Source organism: Comamonas sp. DB36 (assembly GCF_057914905.1).
The window spans coordinates 309,768-329,858 of record NZ_CP196632.1 but is presented as its reverse complement, the minus strand read 5'-3'; the positions used below and the strand labels follow the sequence as shown (position 1 = coordinate 329,858).

Annotated in this window: 17 protein-coding genes; 10 read left to right on the top strand and 7 right to left on the bottom strand. The window is 65.7% G+C overall.

Features of this window, described 5'->3' with window-relative positions; translation table 11 throughout:
* Positions 1 to 4 precede the first annotated feature (4 nt).
* The 8 genes from ACSVDO_RS22475 (at position 5) to ACSVDO_RS22440 (ending at position 7,678) form a co-directional block, all read left to right on the top strand.
* Positions 5 to 3,118: an error-prone DNA polymerase gene (locus ACSVDO_RS22475; RefSeq protein WP_489597307.1), complete on the top strand. Its 3,114-nt coding sequence runs from the start codon at positions 5 to 7 to the stop codon at positions 3,116 to 3,118.
* A 10-nt stretch (positions 3,119 to 3,128) separates the two neighbouring features.
* Entirely contained in the window at positions 3,129 to 3,704 is a 576-nt protein-coding gene (locus tag ACSVDO_RS22470; protein WP_489597305.1) for an alpha-ketoglutarate-dependent dioxygenase AlkB, read from the top strand.
* 252 nt (positions 3,705 to 3,956) lie between these two features.
* Positions 3,957 to 4,283 (top strand): hypothetical protein, encoded by a 327-nt coding sequence (locus ACSVDO_RS22465; RefSeq protein WP_332538070.1) that lies wholly within the window; start codon positions 3,957 to 3,959, stop codon positions 4,281 to 4,283.
* Between the two features lie 56 nt (positions 4,284 to 4,339).
* Positions 4,340 to 4,906 carry a hypothetical protein gene (locus tag ACSVDO_RS22460; RefSeq protein WP_332538071.1) on the top strand — a complete coding sequence of 189 codons (567 nt, stop codon included), beginning with the start codon at positions 4,340 to 4,342 and terminating at the stop codon, positions 4,904 to 4,906.
* A 157-nt stretch (positions 4,907 to 5,063) separates the two neighbouring features.
* Positions 5,064 to 5,723, top strand: coding sequence for a L,D-transpeptidase (locus tag ACSVDO_RS22455; protein ID WP_489597303.1), 660 nt, complete (start codon positions 5,064 to 5,066; stop codon positions 5,721 to 5,723).
* A 123-nt stretch (positions 5,724 to 5,846) separates the two neighbouring features.
* The gene (locus tag ACSVDO_RS22450) at positions 5,847 to 6,515 is read left to right on the top strand and encodes an alpha/beta fold hydrolase (protein WP_489597301.1); all 669 of its coding nucleotides are present in this window, start codon (positions 5,847 to 5,849) and stop codon (positions 6,513 to 6,515) included.
* Entirely contained in the window at positions 6,512 to 7,012 is a 501-nt protein-coding gene (locus ACSVDO_RS22445) for an NUDIX hydrolase (protein WP_489597299.1), read from the top strand. The genes ACSVDO_RS22450 and ACSVDO_RS22445 overlap by 4 nt, the downstream gene beginning before the upstream one ends.
* A 471-nt stretch (positions 7,013 to 7,483) precedes the next feature.
* On the top strand, positions 7,484 to 7,678 hold the full coding sequence (locus ACSVDO_RS22440; protein WP_489597298.1) for a hypothetical protein: 195 nt from the start codon (positions 7,484 to 7,486) through the stop codon (positions 7,676 to 7,678).
* Positions 7,679 to 7,683: 5 nt separating this feature from the next.
* Here ACSVDO_RS22440 and ACSVDO_RS22435 read toward each other — a convergent pair whose 3' ends face one another.
* The 3 genes from ACSVDO_RS22435 to nirB all read right to left on the bottom strand — a co-directional run bounded on the left by ACSVDO_RS22435 (position 7,684) and on the right by nirB (position 11,326).
* Positions 7,684 to 7,992 (bottom strand): ion channel, encoded by a 309-nt coding sequence (locus tag ACSVDO_RS22435; RefSeq protein WP_489597296.1) that lies wholly within the window; start codon positions 7,990 to 7,992, stop codon positions 7,684 to 7,686.
* A 389-nt stretch (positions 7,993 to 8,381) separates the two neighbouring features.
* Positions 8,382 to 8,747: a nitrite reductase small subunit NirD gene (gene nirD, locus ACSVDO_RS22430; RefSeq protein WP_489597294.1), complete on the bottom strand. Its 366-nt coding sequence runs from the start codon at positions 8,745 to 8,747 to the stop codon at positions 8,382 to 8,384.
* 20 nt (positions 8,748 to 8,767) lie between these two features.
* The gene (gene nirB, locus ACSVDO_RS22425) at positions 8,768 to 11,326 is read right to left on the bottom strand and encodes a nitrite reductase large subunit NirB (protein ID WP_489597293.1); all 2,559 of its coding nucleotides are present in this window, start codon (positions 11,324 to 11,326) and stop codon (positions 8,768 to 8,770) included.
* Positions 11,327 to 11,790: 464 nt separating this feature from the next.
* Here nirB and ACSVDO_RS22420 point away from each other — a divergent pair, with 464 nt between their 5' ends.
* On the top strand, positions 11,791 to 13,497 hold the full coding sequence (locus ACSVDO_RS22420) for a bifunctional protein-serine/threonine kinase/phosphatase (protein WP_489597291.1): 1,707 nt from the start codon (positions 11,791 to 11,793) through the stop codon (positions 13,495 to 13,497).
* A 12-nt stretch (positions 13,498 to 13,509) separates the two neighbouring features.
* Here the strand turns inward: ACSVDO_RS22420 and ACSVDO_RS22415 are convergent, their stop codons facing one another.
* From ACSVDO_RS22415 to ACSVDO_RS22400, 4 genes are all read right to left on the bottom strand, one after another.
* Entirely contained in the window at positions 13,510 to 14,727 is a 1,218-nt protein-coding gene (locus ACSVDO_RS22415) for an MFS transporter (RefSeq protein WP_332536406.1), read from the bottom strand.
* 162 nt (positions 14,728 to 14,889) lie between these two features.
* Positions 14,890 to 16,170, bottom strand: a complete 1,281-nt coding sequence (locus ACSVDO_RS22410) for a type IV pili methyl-accepting chemotaxis transducer N-terminal domain-containing protein (protein ID WP_489597289.1) — start codon at positions 16,168 to 16,170, stop codon at positions 14,890 to 14,892.
* Between the two features lie 84 nt (positions 16,171 to 16,254).
* Complete coding sequence (locus ACSVDO_RS22405) at positions 16,255 to 16,896, bottom strand: LysE family translocator (protein WP_489597287.1); 642 nt, start codon at positions 16,894 to 16,896, stop codon at positions 16,255 to 16,257.
* A 234-nt stretch (positions 16,897 to 17,130) separates the two neighbouring features.
* Positions 17,131 to 19,176, bottom strand: a complete 2,046-nt coding sequence (locus tag ACSVDO_RS22400; RefSeq protein ID WP_489597285.1) for a sensor histidine kinase — start codon at positions 19,174 to 19,176, stop codon at positions 17,131 to 17,133.
* A 132-nt stretch (positions 19,177 to 19,308) separates the two neighbouring features.
* Here ACSVDO_RS22400 and ACSVDO_RS22395 point away from each other — a divergent pair, with 132 nt between their 5' ends.
* A complete protein-coding gene (locus ACSVDO_RS22395; RefSeq protein ID WP_489597283.1) occupies positions 19,309 to 19,998 on the top strand; it encodes a response regulator transcription factor in 690 nt (229 codons plus the stop codon).
* The last annotated feature ends 93 nt before the right edge of the window (positions 19,999 to 20,091 follow it).

Sequence of the window (20,091 nt, the reverse complement as noted above, 5' to 3'; positions counted from 1 at the left end):
TGCCATGGACCACCTCCTGCCCGCGTATGCCGAGCTGCGCTGCATCTCCAATTTCACGTTCTTGCGCGGCGCAAGCCAGCCCGAAGAGCTGGTCGCGCGCGCCAAGGCGCTGGGCTACAGCGCCATCGCCCTCACCGACGAATGCTCGCTCGCCGGCGTGGTGCGCGCCCATGTCGCGGCCAAGGCGCATGGCATGGCGCTGCTGCTGGGCGCGCAGTTCTGCGTGCAGCCGCGCAATGCCGACGAGGCGGCGTTCACGCTGGTGCTGCTGGCGCAGAACCTCAATGGCTACGGCAACCTGTGCCAGTTCATCACCAAGCTGCGCCGCGGATCGGAAAAAGGCACCTACTTTCTCGATCTCGACGGCATACGCGGAGCCGAACTCGAAGACTGCCTGGTGCTGCTGTGCCCCGAGCGCGCGGCCAGCGACGCCCAGCTCGAAGCCATGGGCCGCTGGACGCTCACGCATTTCACGGGCCGAGGCTGGATAGGCGTGGACCTGGTGCGGCGCATCGACGACGAGCTGTGGCTGCACCGCATGCGCACGCTGTCGGCGCTCACCGCGCTGCCGCTGGTCGCCGTGGGCGACGCCCACATGCATGTGCGCTCGCGCAAGCCGCTGCAGGACGTGCTCACCGCCACGCGCCTGGGCCAGCCGCTCACCGTATGCGGCTACGCGCTGCTGCGCAGTGCCGAGCGCCATCTGCGCAGCCGGCTGCGCCTGGCCCAGACCTTTCCCGCCGATCTGCTGGAGCAGACGCTGCAGATCGTCGCGCGCTGCAGCTTCAGCCTCGACGAGCTGCGCTACCAGTACCCCGATGAAGTCGTTCCCGCGGGGCATACGCCCGAGAGCTACCTGCGCCAGGCGACCTACGAAGGCGCGGGCCGGCGCTGGCCGCAAGGCATTCCCGAGAAAGTGCAGGAGCAGATAGAGCGCGAGCTGGCGCTGATCTGCGAGCTCAAATACGAGCCCTACTTCCTCACGGTCTACGACATCGTGGTGTTTGCGCGCTCGCGCAATATCCTGTGCCAGGGCCGGGGCTCGGCGGCGAACTCCGCGGTCTGCTACTGCCTGGGCGTGACCGAGGTCGACCCGGATCGCACCGCCGTGCTGTTCGAGCGCTTCATCTCGCGCGAGCGCAACGAGCCGCCCGACATCGACATCGACTTCGAGCACCAGCGGCGCGAGGAGGTCATCCAGTACCTCTACACCAAATACGGTCGCGACCGCGCCGCGCTCACCGCCACCGTGATCTCCTACCGCCCGCGCTCGGCCGTGCGCGACGTGGGCAAGGCGCTGGGCTTCGAGCTGGCCACGCTGGACGCGATTGCCAAGGGCCAGCAATGGTTTGACGGCAGCAGCATACGCCTCGAACGCTTCGAGGAGCTGGGCATGGCCACCGACACGCTGGCCGTGCAGCAGCTGATCACGCTGACCGAGCAGCTGATTGGCTTTCCACGCCACCTGTCGCAGCACACCGGCGGCTTCGTGCTCACGCGCGGACTGCTGTGCCGCATGGTGCCGGTGGAAAACGCGTCCATGGCCGAGCGCACGGTGATCGAATGGGACAAGGACGACCTCGACGCGGCGGGCCTGCTCAAGGTCGATGTGCTGGCGCTGGGCATGCTGTCGGCGATCCGCCGCGCGCTCGACTTCATCAGCCGGCGCCGCGGCTATGACTTCAGCATGCAGGACATTCCCGCCGAAGATCCCAAGACCTACGACATGATCTGCCGCGCCGACACCATAGGCGTGTTCCAGATAGAAAGCCGCGCGCAGATGAGCATGCTGCCGCGCCTGCAGCCGCGCGAGTTCTACGACCTGGTGGTAGAAGTCGCCATCGTGCGCCCCGGCCCCATCCAGGGCGGCATGGTGCATCCCTATCTGCGCCGGCGCCAGGGCCTGGAACCCGTGACCTATCCCAACGACGACCTGAAAGCAGCGCTGGGCCGCACCATGGGCGTGCCCGTTTTCCAGGAGCAGGTGATGCAGATCGCGATGATTGCCGCGGGCTTCACGCCCGGCGAAGCCGACGGCCTGCGCCGCGCCATGGCTGCCTGGAAGCGCAAGGGCGGGCTGGAAAAATACCACGACAAGCTGGTCGGCGGCATGACCGATCGCGGCTACGAGGCCGCCTTTGCCGAACAGATCTTCGAGCAGATCAAGGGCTTTTCCGAATACGGCTTTCCCGAAAGCCATGCGGCCAGCTTCGCGCTGCTGGTCTATGCGTCGAGCTGGATCAAGCGCCACGAGCCCGCGGCCTTTCTTGCGGCGCTGCTCAACAGCCAGCCCATGGGCTTTTACTCGGCCAGCCAGCTCACGCAGGACGCGCGCCGCCATGGCGTCGAGGTGCGGCCCGTCGACGTGATGCACAGCGCCTTTGACTGCACGCTCGAAGATATCGAGCACCGGCCCGCCGTGCGCCTGGGCCTGCGCCTGATCGCCAGCCTGCGCGGCAGCAGCGCGGCGCGCATAGAGCAGGAGCGCGGCCGCGCGCCTTTCGACAGCGCGCCCGAACTGGCACAGCGCTGCGGCCTGGAGCTGCATGAAATGAAGGCCCTGGCCGCGGCCGGCGCGCTGGCCACGCTCTCGGGCCACCGCCGCCAGCAGGTCTGGGACGCCGCGGCGCTGCACGCCGCGCCCGCGCTGCTCGAAGAAGCCACCATAGACGAAGCCCAGCTCGAACTGCCCGAGGCGCCCGAAGGCGAGGAAGTGCTGTGGGACTACGCGTCCACGGGGCTGACATTGCGCAGCCACCCCATGCTGCTGCTGCGCTCTAAGCTCGACCAGTACAAGCTCAAGACCTCGCAGCAGCTGCGGCGCATTCCCGACGGCCGGCGCGTGCGCACCGCGGGCATCGTGACGCTGCGCCAGCAGCCGCCCACGGCCAAGGGAACGATCTTCGTGACGCTGGAAGACGAGCACGGCGTGACCCAGGTCATCGTCTGGCGCGACGTGCGCGAAGCCCAGCGCCAGGTGCTGCTCGGCGCGCGCCTGCTGGCCGTCGAGGGCCGCTGGCAGCGCGAAGGCATGGTCTGCAATCTGATTGCCGAGCGCATGGCCGACCTGTCGCATCTGCTGGGCCGGCTGCGCACGGAGAGCCGGAATTTCAAATAGCGAGCCCCCCATGAACCAATGCAGCCTGTTTGGCAATGAAGAAGTCCAGGCCTCGATTCCAGGCCTGGTCTACCAGCCCGAATTCCTCAGCCGCGACGAGGAGCAGGCCTTGATCGCCATCATCCGCAGCCTGCCGCTGCACGCGGCCAAATACAAGCAGTACTTTGCGCGCCGGCGCGTGGTGAGCTTCGGCGGCTCGTATGACTTCGACACCCATGAACTCAAGCCCGCGCAGGCGCTGGACGCACGGCTGCTGCCCTTGCGCGACCGCGTGGCCGCCTGGCGCGGCGTTGCGCCCGAAAGCCTGGTGCATGCGCTGGTGGCCGAGTACGCGCCCGGCACGCCGCTGGGCTGGCACCGCGATGTGCCGGACTTCGCGGGGATCTATGGGGTGTCGCTGGGGAGCGAGGCGACGCTGCGGTTTCGCCCCTATCCCTACCAGCCGCAGCTGCCGCGCCAGGTCGTCGAACTGGCGGTGCAGCCGCGCTCCGTCTATGTGATGGCGCACGAGGCGCGCTGGGGCTGGCAGCACTGCGTCGAGCCCACGCGTGCGCTGCGCTGGTCGGTGACTTTCAGGGATCGGTGAAGGCCTGGACAGGATTTGTTGCCCTGGGCTCCATGGAGACGCAAGGCGCGCTGGCCCACTGCATTTTTGCTCGGCGCCATCGCCTACACGCATACGGGCGCTTATTTCTATCCTGGCGGTCGCGCCGCGTTCACACTGAGGCTCCGATCGAAGGCGGTCCGTTATACCAGCCGGTATTTCAGGAAACAGGCCTCTGCCGAACAGGCAGAAAGCTCTTCCTCCGTTTCCCAACCAGGCAAAAGAGAAAAAACCATGTTCAAGAACACCATCAAGACACTTTCACTGGGCGGCGCGGCACTGACATTGGCAGTGGCCTCCACCGGCGCTTTTGCGCAGACGACCAACAACAGCACCGTCAACACCAACCAGACGCCCGCGGCCATTGGCGTGACACCGCAGACCGCCAACGAGGCCAACCAGAAGGCCATTCAACGCTCCGACACCGGCACGGTGGTGCGCACCGACCCCACGGCTGCCGATCAGGCACGCGACGCCGCCAACCGCGCGCAAGCCCCCGCTCCCCGCAGCACCATGGACAGCACGGCCCCACGCCGCGCCGCCCGCGCAGACCGCAACTGAGCGGCATCTGAGCGCTTTCCAGATTTCACCCCATCACTGACCCCAAAGGACTTCACATGATCGACAACAACAATACCACCCTGCACACCGGCACCACCACCACTCCTTCGGGCACCCTGGTCACCGGCCTGTTTCGCGACCGTGACAGCGCCGAAGCCGCCTACAACGCAGCCTCGGCCCGCGGCTACTCCAAGGACGACGTGAACCTGGTGATGTCGGACGAAACGCGCACCCGCCATTTCGCCAACGTGGCCGCCATTGAAACCGAACTCGGCAACAAGGCCGCCGAAGGCGCCGGCATAGGCGGCGCCATTGGCGGCACGCTGGGCGCGATTGTCGCGGCCGTCGCGGCTGTCGGCACCACCCTGGTGCTGCCTGGCATCGGCCTGGTCGTGGCCGGCCCTCTGGCCGCAGCCATTGCCGGTGCCGGCGCTGGCGCTGCCAGTGGCGGCGTGATTGGCGCGCTGATCGGCTGGAACATTCCGGAAGAGCGTGTCAAGCACTACGAGCAAGGCATCAAGGACGGCGGCATTCTGATGGGCATGCGCACCAAGAACGAAGAAGATGCGACCTACCTGGAAAATGAATGGAAGCAAAATCGTGGTGAGCATGTCTACCGTTAAGGTGAGCTGACCCAAAGCAGGATGTCCTTGGCATTCTGAGCGGCCATTTCCACGGAAATGGCCGTTTTCCGTTGGCTCCCCAGTTTTTTAAAGTCTGCACGTAATGCTGTTTTCAATGCTGTTTGCGCGCATGGCCGGCCCGCGCGCAATGCCTCGCTTGCCCCGCCTCCTTGCGCGCTGCGGCGCCGGCGTCGCCATGGCTTTGGCGCTATGCCTTGGCGCAGCGCCATTCGCCCACGCAGGCCAGCGCGCTGCGGCCGCCGCAGCCGCCCCACTGAGCAGCGAAGCGCAGCAGGTGGCGCAATGGATAAGCAGCTCGAAAGACAACCAGGGCCTGCCGTATCTGCTGGTCGACAAGCGCGCCGCGCGGGTGCATGTGTTCAACGCGGCCGGCGTGCTGCAGGCGTCTTCGGCCGTGCTGCTGGGCCTGGCGCGTGGCGACCACTCGGTGCCAGGCATAGGCGAGCGCCCGATGTCCGCCATCGCGCCCCATGAGCGCACCACCCCCGCGGGCCGCTTTGTCTCCGAGCCGGGAAACAACCTGCAGGGCGAGGACATTGTCTGGATCGACTACGACGCGGCCGTTTCGCTGCACCGCGTGCGCACCGCCAACGCCGCCGATCGCCGGCTGCAGCGCCTGGCCAGTGCCACCGTGGCCGACAACCGCATATCTTACGGCTGCGTCAACGTGCCCCAGCACTTCTATGACCGCAATGTCGCGCCGGTCTTGGGAAAGAAGCCCGGGGTGATCTACGTCTTGCCGGAAACCCAGACCGCGGCGTCCTTTTTCGGCTTCGGCACGGCGCGCGCACGCTGACCGCGGAATTTCGCCAAAGATCTCAGGAACAACATGCAAGTGCCAGGCGCAAGCCGCGCCCGGCCTTGCATCGGATAAGCTGTTGCGCCTCCTCCTCCATGGCGCAGCCAGGTGCAATCCCGCATGCCTTTTCCTTCCCAACTGCTTTTCCTGCCCGGCGCTTCGGGCAACACCGACTTCTGGAAACCCGCGGCGCAGCGGCTGCGCCACCCCGCGGCCCATGTGCATCCAGGCTGGCCCGGCTTTGGCGACACACCGCCCGACCCCGCCGTCCACGGCATCGAAGACCTTGCCGAACGGGTCATTGCCCAAATCGACCAGCCCACGGCCCTGATCGCGCAGTCCATGGGCGGCGCCATCGCGCTGCTGGCCGCAAGCCGGCGCCCGCAATGGGTCACGCATCTGGTGCTGACGGTCACCTCGGGCGGAATGGACATCAGCGATCTCGGCGCCCAGGACTGGCGCCCGGCCTTTTGCGCGGCAAATCCCGAACTTCCGCGCTGGTTCATCGACTCCAGGCTGGACCTGACGGCCGCACTGGCCGAAATCAAAGCACCGGCCCTGCTGCTGTGGGGCGACGCCGACCCCATCAGCCCGGTCGCTGTCGGCCAGCGCCTGGCCGCGCTGCTGCCGCAAGCCACCCTGCATGTCTTCGCGGGCGGCGACCACGATCTGGGCCATGCGCTGGCGCATGACGTGGCGCCATTGATCGATGCCCACCTCGCCAGCGCCGCTCCCATGCACGACAATGCGCACCCTATTGAAAACCGATACGAGAAAACGCCGCTATGACTTCCTGGAGACCGCCGCAACACATCAAGGTCAAAGCCATTGGACTGCACTGGCGAAACGCCAAGCTGCTTGCCGCCGAAGTCTTCGATGACCACGGCCAACTCAAGGGCGTGCGCCCGCTGGGCGGCAGCGTGGAATTTGGTGAAGCCTGGCAAACCGCGCTGGCGCGCGAGTTCAAGGAAGAACTGGGCGTAGCCATCGAAGTGACCGGGCCGCCCCTCGTGATGGAAAACATCTACACCCACCATGGCACAACCGGTCATGAAGTGCTGTTCATTGGCGCAGTGCAGTTCGATGCCGATGCCTTTGCGGGCCTGGAGGTCATTGAATTCCTCGAGGACAGCGGAGCACCTTGCACGGCGCGCTGGTTTGATCTCGCAGAGCTAGATTTGGTGGATGGGCCGGCGCTTTTCCCGGCAGGGCTGAAGGAGGTGCTGCTGAGTACCCAGCTATCTGCCGTGACGGCCAACAGGGATCGCAGGATCACTCAGCTTTAATTGAGGACTACATCTACGACAGCCTGTCGTCTATAAGAATTAACTGTCGGGCGCGAGCGCGCATGTCGGTGCAGATGATCCCGACAGGCTCGCAGCCAAAGTTGGCAACCAGGGAAAACAATCGATGCAAAAACGGTTTTGGGTGAAGGATTGCATACCCTCCCCACCACTTCTTGGTCGTATGCCTTGAATGGAAACACGGCCACTGTGAAGCTGGTGTATGCCAATGGATGGGCAAACGACACCTTGAAATTCACATCGGCAAATGCAGGAACCTAGCGCTCGGAGACCGGCCTCAGCTCGGGCACCAATGGCTGGCACGAAGGAACATTCGTCATCACGGACTATGATCCTCCGGTATCCGGCAACAACAACGGAAACAATTCGAGCGCGACTGGCTCCGGTACAGCTACTACTGGCCAAGTGGTGATTTGGACTGACAGGGCGGAAACCGGGCCTATCAGTGTCGTGGTGGACAATCGCAACGTGGGCACGCTGACGCAGTACTTCACCAGCGGCAAGCCCAGTTGCGGCGATGCAGGCGGCATTACCCTGCGCCTGCCGGTGGGCAACCATACCGTCAGAGCGACTGCAGAGAAGCGGACGTGGAGCCTGGGGAGTTTCGAGATCACCGCCGGTGGCTGCTTGACCTATCAACTGCAGTGACTGGGTCAGCGCGGCGGGGCATCGGGCCAGAACCTCTCCATGGAGATGTAGGTAAATGACGCCGACCAACCTATCAGAAGAAGACCATTCAGCGCCTCTACTGCCGCCATTAATCTGATCGGGCCCACAGGAGTCAAATCGCCGAATCCCAAAGAGGTGTACGTTTCCGCGGAAAAGTACATACATGCCATCAGTGAGAACTCGGGGCTCCCATGTAGAAAGCCCACGTCCCCCCAGGCAACCAGTCCATAAAGCGCAGCGCCATACATCGCCATTTCGATGACGTGTGCGACAAAGGTTGCCAGGATGACCATTACAAGCCTTGCTCTCTGCGGTATTCGCAACGATGGCAGCCAGGCGTTCACCAATCGCAAAACCTCATAGTGCAGGACAGTCGTGGCGACTACGAGTAAACCGCAGAGAAGTACAACGAGAGGCATGGAAACTCAGCAAAGCATCTTGTGCAGCCTGAAGCTAGGCATGCCGCGAACCGACGGGATAAGCGCGACGATGCGGGATATTCTGGACAAGTTTACTCATGCAAGCCGCCGGCAGAAGTTCAGCTGAATCCGGCCCGCTTGCACTTTGGAAACTAAGGCTCGCGAACCGGAGTGCTTGGTCGATCGAAAGGTGCCCCCCAAGCGCCCAAACGCCTGGAGGGGTGTTTTCACATTTAAGCACGGTTGTGCCCTGGCCCCAAGGCTCAGGCCTGCACCCAGACCACCTCTTCCTTCACGGCCACCGGATAGGTGCGCAGCCGCGTCTCGGGCGCTTCGACGCAGGCGCCCGAGCGCAGCTGGTAATGGTGCTTGTAGATGGGCGAGGCGACCACGGGCTCGCCGCCCAGGTCGCCGACGATGCCGCGCGAGAGCACGTTGGCGCCGCTGTGCGGGTCGTGGTTGTCGAGGGCGTAGAGGCTGCCGTTGGCGAGGCGGAAGATGGCGATCTGGGTGCTGCCGATCAGCGCGCAGACGCCGGTGTCGGGCCAGATGTCTTCCACCGCGCAGATGCGGTGCCAGCCGGAATCAAGTTCCGGGGCGAGTTCGCTGGCGTGGGCTAGTGCGTTCATGGGGCGTTCTCCGAATAGTTCTAGGCAATGGCTTCTTCGACCAGGGGAATGCCTTTGAGGCCGCTGCGTTTCTCGATGTCGGTCGCGGGGCGGATCTGGCCGCGCTCCTGCACGAAGACCACGTTGGCGTCGCCCGCGTCGCTGTTGACGAAGGTGCGCAGGCGGCGCACGACGGCCGGGTCATCGACGGCTTTCTTCCATTCGCAGGCGTAGGTGCCGACCACATGCGCCATCTGCGCCTCGAGTTCGTCGGCCAGGCCCAGGCTGTCGGCTATGACGACTTCCTTGAGATAGGCCAGCCCGCCTTCGAGGTTGTCGCGCCAGGTGCTGGTGCGCTGCAGGCGATCGGCGGTGCGGATGTAGAACATCAGGAAACGGTCGATGTAGCGGATCAGCATCTCCTTGGACAGGTCGGAGGCGATCAGCTCGGCATGGCGCGGCTTCATGCCGCCGTTGCCGCAGACATAGAGGTTCCAGCCCTTGTCGGTGGCGATGATGCCCACGTCCTTGCCCTGGGCCTCGGCGCATTCGCGCGTGCAGCCGGAGACGCCGAACTTGATCTTGTGCGGCGAGCGCAGGCCCTTGTAGCGGTTCTCGAGCTCGATTGCCAGGCCCACGCTGTCGTCCACGCCGTAGCGGCACCAGGTCGAGCCCACGCAGCTCTTGACGGTGCGCAGCGACTTGCCGTAGGCATGGCCCGACTCGAAGCCCGCGTCCACGAGTTCGCGCCAGATCAGCGGCAGCTCGTGCACCTGGGCGCCGAACATGTCGATGCGCTGGCCGCCGGTGATCTTGGTGTAGAGGCCGTAGTGCTTGGCGACCTGGCCGATGACGATCAGCTGGTCGGGCGTGATCTCGCCCGCGGCCACGCGCGGCACGATGGAATAGGTGCCGTCCTTCTGGATATTGCCCAGGAAGTAGTCGTTGCTGTCCTGCAGCGGCGCGCCGTTGCGGTCAAGAACGAAGTCGTTCCAGCAGCTCGCCAGGATGTTCGCGGCCGTGGGCTTGCAGATGTCGCAGCCCTGGCCCTTGCCGTGCTGGGCCAGCAGCTGCGCGAAGGTGCGGATTTCGCCTACGCGCACCAGGTGGTAGAGCTCCTGGCGCGAGTACGGGAAATGCTCGCACAGGTGGTTGTTCACGGCCACGCCCTGGCGCTTGAGTTCGGCCTTGAGCACCTGGGTGACCAGGGGCACGCAGCCGCCGCAGGACGTCCCGGCCTTGGTGCAGGCTTTAAGATCGCCAATGTTCTGCACTCCGCCCGCGATCGCCGCGCACAGCTGGCCCTTGCTGACGTTGTTGCACGAGCACAGCACGGCGGCGTCGGGCAGCGCGTCCACGCCCAGGCCGGGCTTGGCCGCGCCATCGGTGGCCGGCAGTATCAGCAGGCCGGGCGATGCGGGCAGGGGCATGGCGTTGAGCGCCATCTGCAGCAGCGTGCCGTATTCCGACGCATCGCCCACCAGCACCGCGCCCAGCAGGCGCTTGCCGTCCTCGCTGACGACGATCTTCTTGTAGACCTGCAGCAGTTCGTCGGTGTAGCTGAAGTTGCGGCAGCCCGGCGCCCGGCCCAGCGCGTCGCCGATGCTCGCCACGTCCACGCCCATCAGCTTGAGCTTGGTGCTCATGTCGGCGCCGCGAAACGCCGCGTCCACGTCACCGGCCAGATGGCCGGCGGCGACGCGCGCCATGTCGTAGCCCGGCGCGACCAGGCCGAACACCTGCTCCTGCCAGGCCGCGCATTCGCCAATCGCGTAGATGTCGTGGTCGCTGGTGCGGCAGTGGTCGTCGACGACGATGCCGCCGCGCGGGCCCAGCGCCAGCAGACTCTGGCGCGCGAGTTCGTCGCGCGGGCGAATGCCGGCCGAGAACACGATCATGTCGGTCTCGAGGTAGCTGCCGTCGGCAAACACCATGCGGTGGCGCGCCGTCGCGCCGTCGGTGATCTCCACCGTGTTGCGGCTGGTGTGCACCTGCACGCCCAGCGCCTCGATCTTGGTGCGCAGCACGCGCCCGCCGCCTTCGTCGACCTGGACCATCATCAGCCGCGGCGCGAACTCCACCACATGGGTCTGCAGGCCCATGTCGCGCAGCGCCTTGGCGCATTCCAGGCCCAGCAGGCCACCGCCCACCACCACGCCGCTCTTGGACTTGGCGCCCGAGGCCAGCATGCCTTCGAGGTCTTCGATGGTGCGGTAGACAAAGCAATGCGGCCGGTCGCGGCCGGGAACGCCCGGAACGAAAGGCGACGAGCCCGTGGCCAGCACCAGCTTGTCATAGGCCAGCTCCTCTCCATCGGCGAGCTGCAGCGTGTGGTTGCGGCGCTCTATCGAGGCGACGCGCGCGTTGAGCCGCAGCGTGAGGCCGGGGCGGTCGTAGAAGCCCGCCGGCACCAGCGACAGATCGTCGGCGCCGCGGCCGCTGAAGAAGTCTGACAGGTGCACGCGGTCGTAGGCCGGGCGCGGCTCCTCCCCAAGCACGGTGACTTCGAGGCCGGCCGCGGGCAGGTCGGGATGGCGTTCGATCAGGGCTTCGACATAGCGGTGGCCCACCATGCCATTGCCGGCAATCAACAACTTCATCGGTTTTTTATCGGTCGCGTGGGGCATGCGACTTCCTTCGACGGTGGTGGAGCGCTGTGCTCCGGTTCGAAAAAAAAGGCGCCCGCAACGGATACAGGCACGGAGTGCACTGGAAAAGTTGCGGACGCCTTTGTCCTGGGTGACGAGGGCATCGCTACCCCGCATCGTCGGGATGGGTCAAGCAGGTTTTGTGCCAGGAGGTACTTGCTTGCTTTTCTAGGGCAGGCCGTTCATCCTTAGACGCGGCCGGCGAGGCAGGCTCACCACGAACGGGGAGAAGAAGTGGAAGCCGCTGCCGGGATTCCGTTCGGCCTGAGATTGTCGAAGGATGGACGGCCTGCCATCGAGATAGGCGAAGTGCACAAGAACACGCACCCGCATGCATCAATGCAGTGCAAGCCACGCGCACCACGCACCGTTTCGGGCACGCCCCGCCACGCGTTTTCCTGGTCACAATCACTCCCATGCCTTTTGAACTCGACATTGGATGGGTCTCGCGCCCCGGACGCGCAGCGGTGAACGAAGACTTTGCCGCGGTGCAGATGCCGGGCGACGGCGCCGGCATGCTGGCTGCCGTGGCCGATGGCGTGAGCGCCGGCGGCTGGGGGCGCGAAGCCGCGCAGACCACGGTGACGAGTCTGGCCAATGACTTCTTCTGCACGCCAGCCACCTGGGAGCCGACGGTGGCGCTGGACCGCATCATCGGCGCGCAGAACGCCTGGCTCTACGGCGTCAATCGGCGGCGCCAGCCCGCCTATGGACTGACCACGCTGACGGCGCTGGTGCTGCGCGGCCAGAGCTATACGCTGGCGCATGTGGGCGATACGCGCGCCTATCTGCTGCGCCAGGGGCAGATCGAGCAGCTGACCGAAGACCATGTGATGGGCGGCGTCGACTTCGCCCACAGACTCACGCGCGCCATAGGCCTGGAAGACCGCGTGACCATCGATTACCGCCAGGGCGAGGTGCTGGCCGGCGACATCTTCGTGCTGCTGTCCGACGGCATCCACAACGACATCCGCCCGCGGCAGATCGCGCAGTGGGCGGCAGAAGACCCGGCCCAGGCGCTGGCCGAGCGCCTGGCCGAGGCCGCCGAGCGCCAGGGCAGCCGCGACAACCTCAGCGCCGTGGTGGTGCGCGTGCTGGGCGTCAACGATGCCACGCTCGAGGACACCACGCGCCGCGCCCAGGCCCTGCCCGCATTGCCGCTGCTCAAACCCGGCGCAGTCGTTGACGGCCTGCGCGTCGAGGGCCTGGCGGCCGACAGCGGCATCTACCGCGTCTACCGCGTGCTGCATGCAGCCAGCGGCCAGCAGTTCGCGCTCAAGACCCTGCACCCGCAGCGCGCGCATGACCGCCACGAATGGGCGGCGCTGGCGCACGAAGCCTGGGTCGCGCGCCATCTGCAGACCGGGCCCACGGCCCAGCATCTGGTGCGGCTGCACGCGCCGCTGGTCGCCGAGCCTTCGGCCTTCTATCTGCTGTATGAGTGGCTGGACGGCGAGACGCTGGCGCAGTGGATAGAGCAAAAGCACAGGCCCAATGTGGCGCAGGTGCTGGCGATTGCCCAGCAGGCCGCGCGCGTGCTCGGCGGACTGCACCGCCAGGGCGTGATACACCGCGATGTGAAGCCGGCCAATCTGCATTACGGCCGTGACGGCCAGCTGCGCCTGCTTGACCTGGGCGTGGCGCTGACCGGGCGCGAGCCCGAGGCCGTGCGCACGCTGCACGCGGGCACGGCCAGCTATGTCAATCCCGAGCAATGGGACGACCCGCCGCTGCCCGCCGATGCCGGCACCGATCTGTTCGCGCTGGGCGTGACGCTCTATCAGCTGCTCACGGGTGGCCGACTGCCCTACGGCGAAGTCATTGCCTACCAGCGCGGGCGCTACTGGCGCGACCCGGTGGCGCCGAGCCGGCACAACCCGCAGGTGCCGATCTGGCTGGACGCCATCGTTCTCAAGGCCGTGGCGCGCACAGCAGCCCAGCGCTTCGAGACCGCCGAGGAACTGCTGCTGGCGCTGGAGCGCGGCGCGGCCCGGCCTTTGCCGCCGGCGACCGGCAGCCCGCTGGCGGCGCGCGATCCGGCATTTGCCTGGAAGGCGGCGCTGGCGTTCAGCGCCGTGCTGAACGCCGCGCTGATCTACTGGATACTGTTCCTGCCGCGCTGAGAGCGGCGAACATCAGGCGGCAACGCGCGCGCGCCCGCCCTTTTCCGCCCAGGTGCGCGTCCAGCGGATCTGCATGAAGCGCAGCATCACCAGCATCACCAGCGCGAAGAATGCAAACAGCGCAAAGCCCGAGAAGTAGCTGCCGGTGTACTGCTGCGACAAGCCCATGCTGGCCGGAATCAGGCCGCCGCCAAGCGCGCCGATTTCGCCTATCATCGAGCCGGCCACGGCCGTGGTCGTGGGCCAGCGCAGCGGCACCAGCTGGAACAGCGCGCCATTGCCCGCGCCCAGCGCCGCAAAGCACACCAGGAACGACAGCATGGTCAGCGGCAGCGAGGCGCTGCTCAGGCCGCACAGCAGCAGGCTCGCGCAGATCACCACCAGCACGGCGGTGAGCGTGTTGATGCCGCCCCAATGGTCCGACAGCCAGCCGCCGAAGATGCGTGTCATCGCGCCCATGAACGCCGCCAGCATCGTCAGCTGCCCGGCCTCGACCTTGCTCACGCCGAACTGGTCGTAGAAGTAGCTGGGCAGGAAGGTCGCCAGGCCGATGAAGCCGCCGAAAGTCACGGCGTAGATCAGGCTGAACGCCCAGCCGTCCTTCTCGAACAGGCAGGCCGCGTGCTCGCGCATGGTGGCGTGCTCGGCGCGGTCCTCGGGCTCGCGCGCAAAGACAATCATCACCGCCATGGGCAGCAGAATGCCCAGCGCCGCGAAGCCGTAGACCGTCTGCCAGCCATAGGCCTGGGCCAGCGGCGGCGCCAGCAGCGCGGCCACGGCCGTGCCTATGTTGCCCGCGCCCACCAGGCCCATGGCCAGGCCCTTGTAGCGCGGCGGGAACGAGCCCGAGCCCAGCGACAGCGCGACGCCGAAGCTCGCGCCCGCGATGCCCAGCAGCACGCCCATGGCCAGCAGGTCGTTGAACGAGTCGACGGCGAAGTAGCCGTAGAGCATGGCCAGGGCAATGCCCACCATCTCGACCAGCGTCGCGTTCTTGCGCCCTATGTACTGGGCCAGCAGTCCCAGCGGAAAGCGCATCAGCGAGCCGGCAACGATGGGGATCGACAGCATCAGCCCCTTTTGCGCGGGCGTCAGATTGAAGCTCTCGCTGATGAACGGTGCCATCGCGCCGTTGATGACCCAGATGCCGCAAGAGCAGGCGAAGTAGAAGAAGGCCGCGCCCAAGGTTGGTGCATGCCCGGCTTGCAAAAAGCTGCGAAATCCCGCCATCGAATATTCTCCGTGCAAAAGAAAACGCCTACGCTGGCGCGCGCCGCTTGCGCGGCAGGGCCAGACGTAGACGTCGTTGTTTTCCTGCAGCCCGGCCCGCGGCATTGCGGTGTGGACTGCATGCACTCACTGAGCAAGAATCGTGCGCGCTTTGCCCAGGCTTCACGACATCAGCAGTTGCAGGCTCTTCTCATAGAGCATCGTCAGCTGATCGAAGTTGTCATGCAGGCTGTCGCAGCAGCGGCACAGCGCCGTCTTGTTCTCCACCGAATCCAGTTCCTTGAGCCCGGCCTGCAGATGCAGCCAGGCGCGGCGCGACTCGCGCAGGCTCATCATGATTTCCGGACTGGACAGCGGCGTCATCTCCATCTTCAGCAGCGCGACTTCGAGCTCCGAGCGCATTTCCGCCTGCATGGCGTGCAGCGACGGCTCCTGCAGCAATTCGCCCAGCAGGGCGGTCTTGCCCAGGCGCTGCACCAGCATGCGCTGGCGCCCGCAGAGATTGATCACCGTCAGCGCGCGCCGGCCCGAGGCGTTCTCCAGCGCCTGCACCAGCGCCTCGGCATGCCCTAGCAACTGCTCGGCCTGCCTGTCGAGCTGGCGCAGCATCTCGAGCCCGGTTTTCTCGGCCAGCACCAGTTCCATCTGGTGCCAGGACTGCACCACCAGCGTCAGCGCGGCCTGCACCGCCGGCGTCAGCGCATGGGTATGCGGCACGGTCTGCAGGAAGTGCAGCCTGGCCTGCACGCTTTCGATCGAGGCCTTCTTCAGACTGCGGGCGCGATGGCGGTCCACGCCCAGCAGCGACTGCGCGGCCAGGCGCACGATGCGCTGCGACAGCATGCGCAGCTGGCCTGCCTGGTTCAGCGATTCGGCCCAGAACGCGGTCTCGACCACCGAGCGCGAGATATCGGACAGCTTGAGGCTGGCGTGCATCGCGGCATTGCGCAGGAAAGTGAAGGCTTCGTCTTCGCTGGTGCCGCGCGCATCGGCAACGATGCCCTTGGCGCGCTCCAGCCATTTGCGATCGGCCAACTGGCCTTGCGCGCCGGCCAGCGCCAGGCGCAAGGCCCGGAGCTCCTCCCAGTTCAATCGCTCGAGCTCCAGGCCGGGCGCGAGATCCTGCGACGCGATGGCCTGGGGCCACCAGCCCGCAAGTCCCTGGGCCTGCAGGCGTTGCAGCATGGAGCGATCGGGCGCAGGGCCTATCAGGCTGATCGCACAGGGCGGGCCGTCAGGCCACTCGTCCAGCGCCGCGCTCAGCTGCCGGGCAGGCATGGCGACCAGCACCTGGCAAGGCAGACTGCCGGCGATGCGCTCCTTGAGCCCGTCCACAAGAGGTTCGGCTTGCACCACACTGCCATACGCGGCAAGCCCGTCCAGCCAGGGCTGGGCCCAGAAGTGCGTGGTGTCGGCTGAATACAGAAACAAAAGAGTGGTCATGGCGAGGGTGGGCCGAAGATACGTCCAAGAATAGTGCAGTCATGCAAAAGCCATGCCTGTCTGCCTCCATTTGGTGCAAACACTTCAGCCCAGCCACAGCGCTGCCAGCACGCCCAGCGCCAGCGCAATCAGCAGCGCGCCCGAAATGCGCTCCAGCCAGGGCAGCGCGCGCGCGAAGCGCCGCAGCACGGCCTGGTTGCCGATCAGCGTCGCGACCAGCAGGTCCCACAGCAGCACCATGGCGAACATCCAGGCGCCATAGAACGCTTTCCAGCCCGCGCTCGCATACGGGCCGGTGAGCATGGCCGCAAGGCTCGCATAGAACAGCGCGTTCTTGGGATTGAGGATTCCCGAAACAAAGCCCATGACCGCGGCGCGCCCCCACAGGCGCGCGGCCGATGCCGTCTGCCCTGCCCCCTGCTGGCCTGGCGTCTGCTGCAGGGGCGTCGCGCCCGCATGGCGGATGAACAGCGCACCGAGATAGAGCAGATAGCCGCAGCCCGCAAGCTGCAGCGTGACAAACAGCGCGCTGCCCGGCGCCAGCACGGCCGTGCCCGCGAACGCCGCAACAATGAAAACGCCATTGGCCAGGGCAATGCCCAGACAGGCACCGCTGGCGATGCGCCAGTTCGATGCCAGCGCGGTGCGCGCGACCAGAAAGAAATCGGGACCAGGAGACAGCAGCGCGAGAAAGTGCGCCGCGGCAATCATCAGGAAGGGCTGCATGCGAGATACCAGGAGTTCGCTTGCAGTGTGGCCAGGACGGGCCGGGATGTATTGAAGAAAATTGCGCGGGCTTTGGGGGCCGTGGCCCTCGGACGCGGCCGGCCAAGCCCACCTCGAACGATTTGACCGTTCGCCCTCTCGAAGGGCCGGTCTTTCGAAGCACCAAGAGCCGCGAACACGACTCCTTGGGGCAGCGCGCTTTCTCCAACCACAGCCGGTGAAACGGCAAATATCCTATGCGGGAATGCTCAGCCGGAAACACACCTTCTGATCGCGGCCGGCACTTTCCAGATACGCTTTTCCGCCATGCAGGCTGGCGATCTGTCGGACCAAGTACAGCCCCAGGCCCGCCCCCGGCGAATGCTGTGCCTGGCGGCCTCTGAAGTACTTTTCAAACAGGCGCGGCACCTCTTCCGCGGGAACCTCTGGGCCTGGGTTTCTAACCTGCAACACCAGGCCGCCTTGCGGCTGTGACAGCACCTCGAGTTCGAACTGCAGGCCCGGCAAGGTGTGCCTATCGGCATTGGCCAGCAGGTTGCGCACCGCCACATGCAGCAGTTGCAGATCGCAGAACAGCCGCTCGGGCAGACCTGCGTCATGCAGCCTCAGTCTGCCCTGGGGCCAGTCAGCCACCAGATCTTCCAGCAGTTCGCGCAATTGCGCCGCGGAACATTCTCTTGGCTGGAATGGCGCCTGGTCGCTATCCATCCGGTCTGCACTGAGGTATTCGTCCACCAGCGCGACCATGCGCTGAGCCGCGTCTCGCAGGTTCGCACAGCGCGCCAACGTCTTTTCCCGCGCAGCGTCGAGATTGCGGGCAATCTGCTGGGCTGTGGTGTTGATGATGGCCAGTGGCGTGCGAAATTCATGCGAGATCATCGCCACGAAATCCAGCTGCGACTGCTTTGCACGGCGCTCGGTCTCCAGTGCGGTGCGCAGCTCGGTCTCGAGGTATTCGCGCCGCCCTATCTCTTGGCGCAGTGCCGCGGTGCGGCGCTGCACTTCCTGCTCCAGCTGTTCATTTTGTTGACGGACCAAGGCCACCAGACGTGCCTGCGCCAACTCCTTCTCGCGGCGCAGTTTCTCGTAGCCTTTGCTCAGGCGCACGCTCATCAACAACATGTGCACCATCGTCCCCAGGACCGTGGCGTTCTGGGTCAGCAAGGTGTTGGGCAGCAGGCCCAAATTGCGCAGAAAAGCAATTGCCACTCCGACATAGTAGACGCCGAACACCAGCAGGAAGGCGCGTGCTCTCCCATCATCGCGCGGCAGCTGCCACACGGCGATGCCTATCATCACCGCCATCGCGAGCAAGGCGCCAAGCTGCATCAGGTGCATGCCGCTGCCTATGCCGTTTGCAATGATCTGCACCACAGCCAGCAAGCTGATGGACGAAAAAAAGGCTATCAGGCAGCGGCTCAGGCGTGGCCTGCGCTGATGGATGCCCAGTTGCAGAGCGGCGAAGACCACACCCACCGGCAAGGACATGCACAAGGTCAGGCTCAGCGCATGGTCGGAAATCCAGCCGGGCACGCCGAGCATCTGCTGGGCCAGGCCAATCGACAGGCCTTCGCTCAGCAATGCCAGCCCCACGTAGACCACATACCAGGCGCTGTCCGCTTCGCGTATCTTGTGCCAGAACAGCAGGTGGAAGCCAATCAGCAGCAAGCCGAAACCTATACCCAGACCGTAGACAAAGTTCTCGCGCTGCGACTGGGAGCCATGCAGCTGCGGTGTCGCGATATCGATGCGCGTCGTTAGCGCGTTGCGTGTGTGCACGCGCAGCAGCAGCGTTTGCGGCTGCGTGGTCTCCAGTTGCAGCGGCAGCACCGGATTGCGCGCATCCACCGGCCAGAGCGCACGGGCCAGGTCTTCGCCCGACCGCTGCACCATCCGCCAATCGCCGGCGGCGTCGCGCCGGTACAATTGAACGTCGTCAAGCAGGGCATTGCTGAACGTCAGCAGCCACTGCGCCGGCGAGGCTGCGTCGCGCTGCACGTTCAGGCGCAGCCAGATTGTGTCGTCGGTGAAACCCAAGCGCAGCGACCCGGCCAGGGCCTGCCATGGCGCTGCCGCGGCGGTCTGAGCGTCCCACTGCCCGCCGGGATCGCGCAGCAACGCCATGTGGTCGCTGGTCGACACGCTGGCACCAACCTGCAGCTGCAATACTGGCTGGGCGCGGGCCGCTGGGCCAGCCATGGTCAGCAGCAAGGCGAGCAGTGGCGCCAGCCACTGGGGCTGAGTTCGTCTTGGCCACAGCAAAGAGATCAGGCTGCACATGGGCGCCGATTATGTGCGCCACGCGGCGGCCAGCGGAACGGCGCCGTGTTTTTTTCCACTCGCCGGGCCGGTGCGCAGGCGCTGCTCATAATTGCTCAGATTCGCACCGTCCCAGGGCCTTACCCTATTGCCATGCTTGATGTGATCCTTCTTGAAGACGAGGCGGTTCTGCGCGAGGAGTTGTGCGACTTTCTTGCCGGTTGTGGCTATTGTGTCGATGCCGCGTCCTCGCTGGAACAGTTTCGGCAGCGATTCGACCCTGCCCGCCATGGCATTGCGGTGCTCGACCTCGGTCTGCCCGATGGCGATGGCCTGATCCTGATTCGCGAACTGCGCGCTCGCGGCGAGCGTCTGGGCATCGTGGTGCTGACGGCACGCGGCGGTGTGCGCGACCGCATTGCCGGCCTGGACATCGGTGCGGATCATTACCTCGCCAAGACCTCGGACTTGGACGAACTGGCCTCCACGTTGGCGGCGCTGGCGCGCCGCGTGGAAGATCCCGGCGCGGCATCGGCCAGTACCTGGGTGCTGGAACTCGGCCCTCGGTACCTGAGGCCGCCAGGGTGCGCAGCCATCGCTTTGTCGGAGCAGGACCTGACAGTGATGCAAGAGCTGATGCGCAATGCCGGCAACATTGCCACCCGCCGGCAGATCATCAAGGCACTGGGCGACGATTTCCTGACCTACGACCAGCGCCGCCTCGACACCCAGATGCGCCGTCTGCGTCGCAAGGTCGATGAATCCTGCGGCCAGGTATTGCCGATCAATACGGCCCGCAATGTCGGCTATCGATTCCACGCCAGGGCGCTCATCTGCCCCTGAAGCGCCAGGGCCGTAGTCCGGCCCGCCTCGGCGTCTGCCCATACATGTTCAGATTGGCAAGCGCCCGAGGCTTTAACCCCGCGCCGCATCTCA

Bases quoted from the DNA above. Each gene is read 5' to 3' on its own strand.
- ACSVDO_RS22475 (WP_489597307.1), top strand. From the start codon at position 5: ATGGACCACCTCCTGCCCGCGTATGCCGAGCTGCGCTGCATCTCCAAT.
- ACSVDO_RS22470 (WP_489597305.1), top strand. From the start codon at position 3,129: ATGAACCAATGCAGCCTGTTTGGCAATGAAGAAGTCCAGGCCTCGATT.
- ACSVDO_RS22465 (WP_332538070.1), top strand. From the start codon at position 3,957: ATGTTCAAGAACACCATCAAGACACTTTCACTGGGCGGCGCGGCACTG.
- ACSVDO_RS22460 (WP_332538071.1), top strand. From the start codon at position 4,340: ATGATCGACAACAACAATACCACCCTGCACACCGGCACCACCACCACT.
- ACSVDO_RS22450 (WP_489597301.1), top strand. From the start codon at position 5,847: ATGCCTTTTCCTTCCCAACTGCTTTTCCTGCCCGGCGCTTCGGGCAAC.
- ACSVDO_RS22445 (WP_489597299.1), top strand. From the start codon at position 6,512: ATGACTTCCTGGAGACCGCCGCAACACATCAAGGTCAAAGCCATTGGA.
- ACSVDO_RS22435 (WP_489597296.1), bottom strand. From the start codon at position 7,992: ATGGTCATCCTGGCAACCTTTGTCGCACACGTCATCGAAATGGCGATG.
- nirD (WP_489597294.1), bottom strand. From the start codon at position 8,747: ATGAACGCACTAGCCCACGCCAGCGAACTCGCCCCGGAACTTGATTCC.
- nirB (WP_489597293.1), bottom strand. From the start codon at position 11,326: ATGAAGTTGTTGATTGCCGGCAATGGCATGGTGGGCCACCGCTATGTC.
- ACSVDO_RS22420 (WP_489597291.1), top strand. From the start codon at position 11,791: ATGCCTTTTGAACTCGACATTGGATGGGTCTCGCGCCCCGGACGCGCA.
- ACSVDO_RS22415 (WP_332536406.1), bottom strand. From the start codon at position 14,727: ATGGCGGGATTTCGCAGCTTTTTGCAAGCCGGGCATGCACCAACCTTG.
- ACSVDO_RS22410 (WP_489597289.1), bottom strand. From the start codon at position 16,170: ATGACCACTCTTTTGTTTCTGTATTCAGCCGACACCACGCACTTCTGG.
- ACSVDO_RS22405 (WP_489597287.1), bottom strand. From the start codon at position 16,896: ATGCAGCCCTTCCTGATGATTGCCGCGGCGCACTTTCTCGCGCTGCTG.
- ACSVDO_RS22400 (WP_489597285.1), bottom strand. From the start codon at position 19,176: ATGTGCAGCCTGATCTCTTTGCTGTGGCCAAGACGAACTCAGCCCCAG.
- ACSVDO_RS22395 (WP_489597283.1), top strand. From the start codon at position 19,309: ATGCTTGATGTGATCCTTCTTGAAGACGAGGCGGTTCTGCGCGAGGAG.